The sequence below is a fragment of the Sandarakinorhabdus cyanobacteriorum genome (genome assembly GCF_002251755.1).
Lineage (GTDB): Bacteria > Pseudomonadota > Alphaproteobacteria > Sphingomonadales > Sphingomonadaceae > Sandarakinorhabdus > Sandarakinorhabdus cyanobacteriorum.
On the sequence record NZ_NOXT01000089.1, the window covers coordinates 24,830 to 34,677 of the forward strand.

The following is a 9,848-nucleotide window of genomic DNA, read 5'->3' on the forward strand; positions in this document are numbered from 1 at the left end:
ACCGAGCCATTTGACACTTTTGTCGTTTTCGCCGGGATTCCAGAAAAATAGCGAGCAATTTCAGATGCCGGCGCAGGCAATCTGATCGCTGATGATGGCAGATTCGCCCCGTGTAGGACAGGCCGTCAGGCCCGATTGCGGCAAGATTGAAACCCAACCCCGCTCATGCCGAGCTTGTCGAGGCACGTACCGCATCGGGAGCGTGCCTCGACAAGCTCGGCATGAGCGGTTCTATCAAATTGCAATCGAGTCTAGGCCGCGGCGATGGTGGTGCGGTGCAGGCGGCGCGCAAAGCCCTGGTAACCGCCGGTGGCGGCGTGCAGCACCGATCGATTGTCCCACATCACCAGCATGCCCGGCCGCCATGTGTGGCGATACTGGAACCGCTCCTGCCCCTGCCAGTGATAAAGCTCCATCAGCAGCGGCATCGCCTCGGCCTCGGCCATGCCCTCAAAGCCGATGATATAGCCCAGGCAGCCGAACAGGCCGGGGCGGCCGGTTTCGGGGTGCAGGCGGACGAACGGATGGGTCTGGGTGGCGCGGGCGGCGTCCGACGGGCGGATGTCCATCGATCGGCCCTTGTCCTGCTCGCCATAGAAGCCGTCGGGGGCATAGGCACGCTGCGCCGAATGGATGGCCACCAGCCCCTCGACGCGGCCGCGCAGGCTGGCTGGCATCGCGTCCCACGCCATGTGCTGGTTGGCGAACAGCGTGTCGCCGCCCATTGGCGGGATTTCAATGCCATAAAGGCAGGTGCCGGCCGGCGGCCGGGCCTGGAAGCTCCAATCCGTGTGCCAGGATTCGGCAAAGATCGGCGCGGTCTCATCCGCCGCGCGCGCCACGGCGATGATATGGCGGCGGCCGGGGATCGGCGCGATGAACGGGTCTTCGCCAAAGCCGCCCATGGCCAGGGTGAAGCGTTCCAGATCATCGTCAGACAGGGCCTGATCCGGAAACACCAGCACATGATGCTGCAGCCAGGCGGCACGGATGGCGGCGATCTGTTCGGGCGCCAGCGCGGCGGAAAGATCAAGCCCGGTCACCACCGCACCGCAGGCCTGCCCGGTTGGTTCGATGTTCATCGCCTGTCCTCCCCGCTGGCGATGGTGGCAGGGCGCCGCGGGAAGGACAAGATGCCGGGCTTATTCCGCCGCCTCGCTGAGCGGCGGCAGGTTGTGGCCCAGCAGGCGGAGCAGTTCGGCGGCGCTTTCGACGATGTTGGTGCCGGGGCCGAAGATGGCGAGCGTGCCGGCCTTGGTCAGGAACTCATAATCCTGGGCTGGGATCACGCCGCCGGCGATGACCTTGATGTCGGGGCGGCCGGCGGCCTTCAGCTCGTTGATCAGCGCCGGCACCAGCGTCTTGTGGCCGGCGGCCAGGCTGGAGGCGGCGACGATGTCGACCTCCAATTGGATGGCCAGCGCCCGGGCTTCCTCCGGCGTCTGGAACAGCGGGCCAACGGTGGCATCAAAGCCCAGATCGGCCAGCGCCGTGCCGACCACCTTGGCACCGCGGTCGTGCCCGTCCTGCCCCATCTTCACGATCAGCACGCGGGGTTTGCGGCCCGTGCGGCGTTCGAACGCCTCCACGCCTTCGGCCACGCGCACATAGGCCGGATCGGCCTTGTAGGCATCGGCATAAACGCCCTTCACCATCTTCACGACGGCGGCATGGCGGCCGAACACATCTTCCATGGCGGCCGAAATCTCGCCCAGGGTGCAGCGGGCGCGGGCACATTCGATGGCCAGCGCCAGCAGATTTTCGCTGCCGCGCGCACCCTGGCGCAGCGCCTCCAGAGTCGCCTCCACGCGGGCCGGATCGCGCGCGGCCTTCACCGCCTCGATGCGGGCGATCTGGCTGGCGCGGACGGCGACGTTGTCGACATCCAGCACCGGCACCTCGTCGGTGCTCGACGGCTTGTACTTGTTGACGCCAACAATCACCGTCTCGCCCATGTCGATGCCGGCCTGCTTGGCGGCGGCGGCGGCTTCGATGTTGAGCTTTGGCATGCCGCTTTCCACAGCCTTGGTCATGCCGCCCAGCGCCTCGACCTCGTCGATGATGGCCTGGGCGCCGTCCACCAGCTGCTTGGTCAGCGCCTCGACATAGTAACTGCCGCCCAAGGGGTCGACGACCTTGGTGATGCCGGCTTCTTCCTGCAGCACCAATTGCGTGTTGCGGGCGATGCGGGCGGAAAAATCGGTGGGCAGCGCGATGGCCTCATCCAGCGCATTGGTGTGCAGGCTCTGCGTGCCGCCCATCGCGGCGGCCAGCGCCTCGATCGTGGTGCGGATGACGTTGTTGTAGGGGTCCTGCTCCTGCAGCGAAACACCGGACGTCTGGCAGTGGGTGCGCAGCATCAGGCTGCGCGGATCCTTGGCGCCGAAATTGGTCATGATCCGCGCCCACAGGGTGCGAGCAGCGCGCAGTTTCGCCACTTCCATGAAGAAGTTCATGCCGATTGCGAAGAAGAAGGACAGACGGCCGGCAAATTCATCGACATCCAGGCCCTGCTTCTGCGCGGCGCGGACATATTCCATGCCATCGGCCAGCGTGTAGGCCAATTCCTGCAGCGCCGTCGCCCCGGCTTCGTGCATATGATAGCCGGAGATGGAAATGCTGTTGAATTTCGGCATGTTGCGCGCCGTGTGGGCGATGATGTCGGCCACGATGCGCATCGAGGGTTCGGGCGGATAGATATAGGTGTTGCGGACCATGAACTCCTTCAGAATGTCGTTCTGAATGGTCCCATCCAGCTTGGCCTGCGGCACGCCGGCTTCCTCGGCCGCGACGATGAAGAAGGCGAGGCAGGGGATGACGGCGCCGTTCATCGTCATCGAGACGGACATCTGGTCGAGCGGGATGCCGTCAAACAGGATCTTCATGTCCTCCACTGTGTCGATGGCGACACCGGCCTTGCCGACATCACCCGACACGCGCGGATGGTCCGAGTCATAACCGCGGTGGGTGGCGAGATCAAAGGCGACGGAAAGCCCCTTCTGCCCGGCGGCCAGGTTGCGGCGGTAGAAGGCGTTGGATTCTTCCGCCGTGGAGAAACCGGCATATTGGCGCACCGTCCACGGGCGGCCCGCATACATGGAGGCGCGCACCCCGCGCGTGAACGGCGCGAAGCCGGGCAGGCCCGGATCCCAGCCGGCCGTGTCCGCCTCGGTATAGAGCGGCTTGACGATGAAGCCTTCCGGGGTGTGCCAGTCCAGCGACTGCCCCTTCACTTCCTTCGCCGCCATCGCGGCCCACTGCTCTACCGTCGGCTTGGTCATGCGTCCCTCCGTGTGGCCTTCCCAAGCCACTTGAGGAGGCCCGCGTCAACCAGCGCGACAAATAGGACGCAGCCTTGCCCTCCGGATGGTGTCGGCTAATCTGATCACGTGGGCGATGAAGCAAACAAGTGGGGCGTGCTGCCGCCAAGTGGATGGATCGACCGGCTGGTCGCCACGGTGCGGCCGCCGGTGCTCTTGCTGAGCGCCAGTTCTGCCTTTGCCAATCCGCTCATCAGGAACGGCTGGCTGCCAGACACGATCGTGACGCCTGCGCTGGTCACATTCTGCGTTATCGGCGCGCTGCTCCTTGCGCTGACAATCTCACCGCGCACCCTCGATCGCTATCACGATCTCAACGAGATTTCAGGGAGTTATGGCGCGCTTCCCCGCCTGACCATTTCGCGCCGGTTCCGGGCAATGAGCCGGATACTGGACGGCGCGGCGCCGGCAGACGGTCCGGCCATGGCCGTCGGCCTCTTGTGCATGCTCTCGATTTTCATTGAGCAATTCCTGGTCGGGTCCGGGGACACCGGCAGCTTGATCGCTTTGGCGGGCTTTTTCCCGGTCGCGATGCTCTACAATCTCTACAATCGCCGGGTGCCGCCTGACGTCTACATCGCGTGGCGACGCAGCCTTGAGTAAGCCCTACTCCGCCGCCTCGGCCAACGTCTCCACCTTCGGGCTGGCCGTCGCCGCAATCGCCAGCAGGCGTTTCTCGATGGTATTCAGGCGGGTGGGATTGTCGATCTTGGCGCCTGTGAGGTCGGTCACGTAAAATGTGTCCGTGGCCTTCTCGCCATAGGTGGCGACATGGGCGCTGTGGATGGTCAGCTTTTGCTGGAACAGGCCGTTGGTCAGCGCATAGAGCAAAGCCGGCCGGTCAGAGGCGTTGACCTCGATCACCGTGTAGCGGTTGCTGGCCTTGTTATCGATCAGCACGCGCGGCTCCACGCGGAACAGCTCGGCCTTGCGGCGCGCAAGCGGGCGGGCGGCGAGCTTGCCGGCCAGGCGCACCCGGCCGGTCAGCACATCCTCGATGTTGCGTTTCAGCCGGGCGAGCTGCGAAGGTTCGGCAAAGGGCTGGCCCAAGGGATCGAGCACGACGAAATTGTCGAGCGCCATGCCATCGCGGGTGGTGTGGATGCGGGCATCGAAGATGTTGCCGCCGGCCAGCGAAATGGCGCCGGCGATGCGATAGAAGAGGCCGGGGTGATCGGTGGCATAAATGGCCACCAGCGTGGTGCCGCTGGCGGCATCAGGCGTGCAGGCGATGGCGAGCGGCGCGTCGGCCGCGCTGGCCACCAGCGCGGCGTTGGCCACCAGCACCTCATGCGCTTCGGCGATCCAGTAGCTGTCGGCAAAGCGGCGGGCATAGGCGGCGAAGCGCGGCTCCGGCCAAGCCAGCGCGGCCTTCAGCGCGGCCTGCTTGGCGGCAATCCGTTCGGCGCGGCCGGTCTGCTTGTGGCCCAGGCGCAGCACCTCCTCGGCGGCTTCATAGAGCTCGCGCAGCAGCTGCGCCTTCCAGCCGTTCCACACGCCGGGGCCAACGGCGCGAATGTCCACCACCGTCAGGATCAGCAGCAGGCGCAGCCGCTCCGGGCTGGCGACGGCGGCGGCGAAATCGAGGATCGTCTTGAAATCCGAAAGGTCGCGCTTGAAGGCGGTGCGGCTCATCAGCAGGTGATATTCCACCAGCCAGGCCACGGTTTCGGTTTCGGCCGGGGACAGGCCAAAGCGCGGGCACAGCCGCCGCGCCACCTCGGCACCCAGCTGGCTGTGATCGCCGCCGCGCCCCTTGGCGATATCGTGCAGCAGCACCGCCACGTGCAGCACGCGGCGATCGATCAGCTGGTGGATGATCGCAGAGGACAGGCTGTGATCGCCCTTCAGCTCGCCGCGTTCGATGCGCGCCACCAGGCCGATGGCGCGGATCGTGTGCTCGTCCACCGTATAGTGGTGGTACATGTCATATTGCATCTGCGCCACGACACGGCCGAAATCGGGCACGAAGCGGCCGAACACGCCAGCCTCGTTCATCCACCTCAGCACGGTTTCGGGATCGCGCGGGGATGTGAGCACCGACAGGAACAGCGCGTTGGCGGTCTTGTCGCGGCGGATGCGGTCATCGATCAGCGCGGCATCGCGGGCGGCGGCGCGCATGGCGAGCGGGTGGATGGTCAGCCCCTCGCTGTCGGCCAGCGCGAACATCTCGATCAGGCGCACCGGGTCTTCGCGGAAAAACTCGTCCGACGGCACGCCGATCTGGCCGCGCCGCAAGGTGAAGCCCTTCAGGCGCGACGGCCGGCGGGTGAGCGTGGGCAGCCAGGCCAGCCGCGCGGTCGATTCATCCAGATGGGCGAGGAACAGCCCGGTCAGATCGCCGACCGATTTCGCCATCAGGAAATAATGGCGCATGAAGCGTTCCACCGCGCTCATGTTCTCGCGGTTGGCATAGCGCAGGCGGATGGCCAGCTCGCGCTGCACATCGAAGGTCAGGCGTTCCTCGGCGCGGCCGGTGATGTGATGCAGCATGATGCGCACCGACCACAGGAAGCTTTCGGCGCGGCGGAACTGGCGCAGCTCGTCGGCGGTGAGCAGCCCTTTGTCGACGAGGTCGGCCACGCTGTCGACCTGGTGCAGATATTTGCCGATCCAGAACAGCGCGTGCAGGTCGCGCAGGCCGCCCTTGCCCTCTTTCAGATTGGGTTCAACGACATAGCGGCTGTCGCCCATGCGCTGGTGCCGGGCTTCACGCTCGGCCAGTTTTTCGGCAACGAATGCGCGGGTGGTGCCCTGCACAACCTCGCGGCGGAAACGGTTCGCGGCTTCGGCATAGAGCGCCTGGTCGCCCCAGACGAAGCGCGCCTCCAGAAAGGCGGTACAGATCGTCATGTCGGCCTTGGACATGCGCACCATGTCATCGAGGCTGCGGGTGGCGTGGCCCAGCTTCAGGCCCAGATCCCACAGCAGATAGAGCAGGGTTTCGATGACCTGCTCGCCCCACGGCGTCTGCTTCCACGGCGTGAGGAACACGATGTCGACATCGGAAAACGGCGCCATCTGGCCGCGGCCGTAACCACCGACGGCCGCCAGCGCCAGCCGTTCGGACTGGGTGGGATTGGCCAGCGGATAGAAACGCTCCACCACGGTGTCGCAGGCGAGGCGCAGGATCTGATCGACCAGGAAGCTTTGTGCGGCGGCATGTTCGAGGCCGCGGCCGGGCTGGCGTTCCAGCCGCTGGGCGATTTCGGCGCGGCCGGCGACCAGCGCGCCGCGCAGCGTGTCGGCCAGATATTGCCGGCGGGCCGGCAGCGCATCCAGCCGCGCCATGCCGGCGGCCAGTTCGTCGGCCAGCTGGCGGCGATCGATGATCGCGCGGCGGTTGCTGATGCTGTCGTGCGGGTTCATGCCATGCGACGATAGAGGGATTTGGCCCGGCTGGCCACCATCAGCCCCACAGCGCCGCTTGCGGGGGATAGACGTCACTGCCGGCAAAGGTCAGGCCATGCGGCCGGTCGCGGATCAAGAGCGGGCCATCCAGATCGGCATAGCTGCCCTGCATCGCCACCAGGAAGGCGGGCGCGATGGCCAGGCTGGTGCACAACATGCACCCGGTCATCAGCCCCAGGCCGCGGGTGGCTGCGGCATGGCGCAGGGCCAGCGCCTCGGTCAGGCCGCCGGCCTTGTCCAGCTTGATGTTGATGAAGCGGTAACGGGCCACCACGGCATCGAGGCTGGAGCGGTCGTGGCAGCTTTCATCGGCACACAGGGGCACGGCGGCGGTGATGCCGTCCAACTCGGCATCGCGGCCGGCGGGCACCGGCTGTTCGACCAGCTCCACCCCCAGCGGCGCCAGCCGGGCCAGCGTGCGCTCCACATCGGTGCCGCCCCAGGCTTCATTGGCATCAACGATCAGCCGGGCATCGGGCGCGGCCCGGCGCACGGCGGCCAGCCGCGCGACATCGCCATCGGGCCCGTCGGCGCTGCCCAGCTTGATCTTCAACAGCTCCCGACCGCGCGCGGCGGTGGCAGCGGCAGCCATGGCATCAATATCGCCGACGCTGATGGTATAGGCGGTGAGCATCGGTTGCGGCACCGGCAGGCCCAGCCGCTGCCACACGCGGGTGCCGGTCTGCTTGGCCTCCAGATCCCACAGCGCGCAATCGGCGGCGTTGCGCGCTGCGCCGGCCGGCAGCAGCACCAGAAGATCGGCGCGGCTGGCCCCGGCGGCGATGGCATCGGCGACGCCGTGCAGCGCGGCCAGCGCGGCCTCGGCACTGTCGCCCTTGTAATAGATCGCGGTGCCCTCCCCCCGGCCCACGGCGGCGCCGTCGCGGATTTCGGCAACCACCACATCCACATGGGTCTTGGCCCCGCGTGAAATGGTGAAGCTGCCTTCCACGGGAAAGCGTTCGATGCGGGCGTCAAGCTGGCGGGCCATGGCCTGCCCTTGGCGCAGACCGGCCCGGCCCGCAACAGGCTTTGCGCTTGGCCGGCCGCTGGGGCATGCTCGCCCGCATGAGCGAGGATCCGGATGTTGAACTGGATGCCGTGGCCACCGTGTCGCGCATCACCGCCCTGGAAATGCTGGTGCGCCAGATCATGATCGTGCAGCTGCGCATCCTCGACAAGATGGGCGAGATCAAGCTGACGCCGGATTATGTGCAGACGGTGGCCAAGGCCTATGCCGAAAAGGTGGATGAAAGCCCGATCATCGAAAGCACCAGCCCGGATGTGAATTACGAATTCAAGCTGAACGTGCTTCACAATCTGGAGCGGTTCTTTGACGATCTGGAACGGCACGTGAAAGACAACCCGGTGTGAGCGAGCGCTACAGCGCCTTCATCAGTTATAGCCATGCCGACACCCCGGTGGCACGCTGGCTGCACAAGGCGCTGGAATCCTATCGCCTGCCCCATGCGCTGGTGGGCACCGATTCGCCCTTTGGGCCAGTACCGGCGCAGCTGCCGCCAGTGTTCCGCGACCGGGACGAACTGCCGGCCAGTGCCGATCTGGGCGGTGAATTGCGCGGCGCCCTCGCTGCCGCCCGCTTCCAGATCGTGCTGTGCAGCCCGGTTTCGGCCAAATCCATGTGGGTGAACGAGGAAATCCTCGCCTTCAAGCGCGCCCATGGCGAGGCCCGCGTGCTGCCGCTGATCATCGGTGGCGAACCTTATGCCGGCGATGAGCGCGAATGCTTTCCGCCGGCGCTGCGCTTCAAGGTGGCCGAGGATGGCAGCCTTTCTGACGTGCCGGCCGAACCCATCGCGGCCGATCTGCGCGAGGGCAAGGATGGCAAACGCCTCGCCCTGTTGAAGCTGATTGCCGGCATCACCGGGCTGAAGCTGGACCAGCTGGCCCAGCGTGACGCCGCCCGCCGCCAGCGCCAGTTGCTGGCCATCACCGCCGGCTCGCTCAGCATCGCGCTAGTCACCATCGGCCTTGCCATCTATGCCAACATCCAGCGCGCCGAGGCCGTGCGCCAGCAACTGGTGGCCACGCGCAGCCTGGATTTCCTGATCAACACCTTCGAAATCGCCAACCCGGCCACGGAAAATCCGCGCTCGATCACCGCGCTCACCATTCTTGAACGCGCCAGCAAGCGTGCGACGGTGGAATTGCCGGAAGAACCAATGGTAAGCGCGCGGCTGCTGGCCACTACTGGCGCCATTTATCTGAATCTTGGCCTGCGCAAGGAAGGTGTGGCCGATCTTGAACGGGCCCTCTCGCGCTTGCCCGCCGGCAGTCCGGAGCACGTCAGGACACTGCTGAAATTGGCGAACACAGCCAACCAGGCAGCCGACACTGATAAAGCCGCGCGGTTGATTGAAGCCGCAGCAGTGTCGCTCGACCAGGGCGGCGGCGAGGACCCGACGCTGGCCGCCATGGTGTCGAAGCAGCGCGGATTGCTTGCTCACCGGTCTGGCAATTATGCCTTGGCCGTGCGTCAATTGGGCGAGGCCGCTGCAGCCTTTCAGGCACTGTCGGGCGACCACCGTGCCGAACGCGCTGATCTCTTTACCGCCATCGCTCGCGCCCGCATGAAATTGGGCGATCCTGCCGGCGCTACCAAGGATTTTTCTGCCGCTGAGGCGCTCAACATCAGTCTTCTGGGCCGCAATCACCAGAAAACTGCCACGGCCACCAAGAATCGCGCCTATGCTGCCTTTGAATCCGGCGATCTTGCCGAAGCACAGCGGCGCATCACGGTGGCGAACAAGGTCTATGCCCGGGTACTGGAAGGGGATCATCCGTTGCTGGCTGATACGCTGATCCTACAGGGCCGCATCCAGACCGCTGACGGCGCTGGCGCAGCGGCGCTTGTCGCCTTGGAAGCAGCAAAGGGTATCTAGTCGCGCTTGTACGGGTCGGACAATGCCGCCGTTGGCGATGCAGAATTCTACATGGCCGAAGCTGAAAGCCAGCGCGGGCGAATGGCGGCAGCGCTGTCCCATATAGCGGCCGCGGGGCGCATCTATGATGCGGAATATGGACCGGATGATCCCGATCAGGCGGAACTACTGCTGCTAACCCGCCTTATTCATGAGCCTTCCTGTCAGGGCGTTG

Annotated in this window: 7 protein-coding genes; 3 read left to right on the plus strand and 4 right to left on the minus strand. The window is 65.9% G+C overall.

What is annotated here, in order from left to right; genetic code table 11:
• Window positions 1-251 precede the first annotated feature (251 nt).
• Both CHU93_RS04860 and scpA read right to left on the minus strand, forming a co-directional pair.
• Window positions 252-1,082, minus strand: a complete 831-nt coding sequence (locus CHU93_RS04860; protein WP_094473024.1) for a TauD/TfdA dioxygenase family protein — start codon at window positions 1,080-1,082, stop codon at window positions 252-254.
• Window positions 1,083-1,142: 60 nt separating this feature from the next.
• On the minus strand, window positions 1,143-3,281 hold the full coding sequence (gene scpA, locus CHU93_RS04865; protein ID WP_094473025.1) for a methylmalonyl-CoA mutase: 2,139 nt from the start codon (window positions 3,279-3,281) through the stop codon (window positions 1,143-1,145).
• A gap of 108 nt (window positions 3,282-3,389) precedes the next feature.
• Between scpA and CHU93_RS04870 the strand changes: the two genes are divergently transcribed.
• Window positions 3,390-3,923 (plus strand): hypothetical protein, encoded by a 534-nt coding sequence (locus tag CHU93_RS04870; RefSeq protein ID WP_094473026.1) that lies wholly within the window; start codon window positions 3,390-3,392, stop codon window positions 3,921-3,923.
• A 3-nt stretch (window positions 3,924-3,926) separates the two neighbouring features.
• On the opposite strand, the gene CHU93_RS04875 is transcribed toward CHU93_RS04870, so the two are convergent.
• Complete coding sequence (locus CHU93_RS04875; RefSeq protein ID WP_094473027.1) at window positions 3,927-6,689, minus strand: [protein-PII] uridylyltransferase; 2,763 nt, start codon at window positions 6,687-6,689, stop codon at window positions 3,927-3,929.
• A 40-nt stretch (window positions 6,690-6,729) separates the two neighbouring features.
• Window positions 6,730-7,722: an N-acetyl-D-Glu racemase DgcA gene (dgcA, locus tag CHU93_RS04880; RefSeq protein ID WP_094473028.1), complete on the minus strand. Its 993-nt coding sequence runs from the start codon at window positions 7,720-7,722 to the stop codon at window positions 6,730-6,732.
• A gap of 77 nt (window positions 7,723-7,799) precedes the next feature.
• Between dgcA and CHU93_RS04885 the strand changes: the two genes are divergently transcribed.
• Window positions 7,800-8,105 (plus strand): hypothetical protein, encoded by a 306-nt coding sequence (locus tag CHU93_RS04885; protein WP_133064319.1) that lies wholly within the window; start codon window positions 7,800-7,802, stop codon window positions 8,103-8,105.
• The gene (locus CHU93_RS04890) at window positions 8,102-9,634 is read left to right on the plus strand and encodes a toll/interleukin-1 receptor domain-containing protein (RefSeq protein WP_094473030.1); all 1,533 of its coding nucleotides are present in this window, start codon (window positions 8,102-8,104) and stop codon (window positions 9,632-9,634) included. Before CHU93_RS04885 ends, CHU93_RS04890 begins: the two co-directional genes overlap by 4 nt.
• Window positions 9,635-9,848 lie beyond the last annotated feature (214 nt).

Excerpts from the sequence above, each read along its gene's own strand:
- CHU93_RS04860 (WP_094473024.1), bottom strand. The coding sequence starts at position 1,082 with ATGAACATCGAACCAACCGGGCAGGCCTGCGGTGCGGTGGTGACCGGG.
- scpA (WP_094473025.1), bottom strand. The coding sequence starts at position 3,281 with ATGACCAAGCCGACGGTAGAGCAGTGGGCCGCGATGGCGGCGAAGGAA.
- CHU93_RS04875 (WP_094473027.1), bottom strand. The coding sequence starts at position 6,689 with ATGAACCCGCACGACAGCATCAGCAACCGCCGCGCGATCATCGATCGC.
- dgcA (WP_094473028.1), bottom strand. The coding sequence starts at position 7,722 with ATGGCCCGCCAGCTTGACGCCCGCATCGAACGCTTTCCCGTGGAAGGC.
- CHU93_RS04885 (WP_133064319.1), top strand. The coding sequence starts at position 7,800 with ATGAGCGAGGATCCGGATGTTGAACTGGATGCCGTGGCCACCGTGTCG.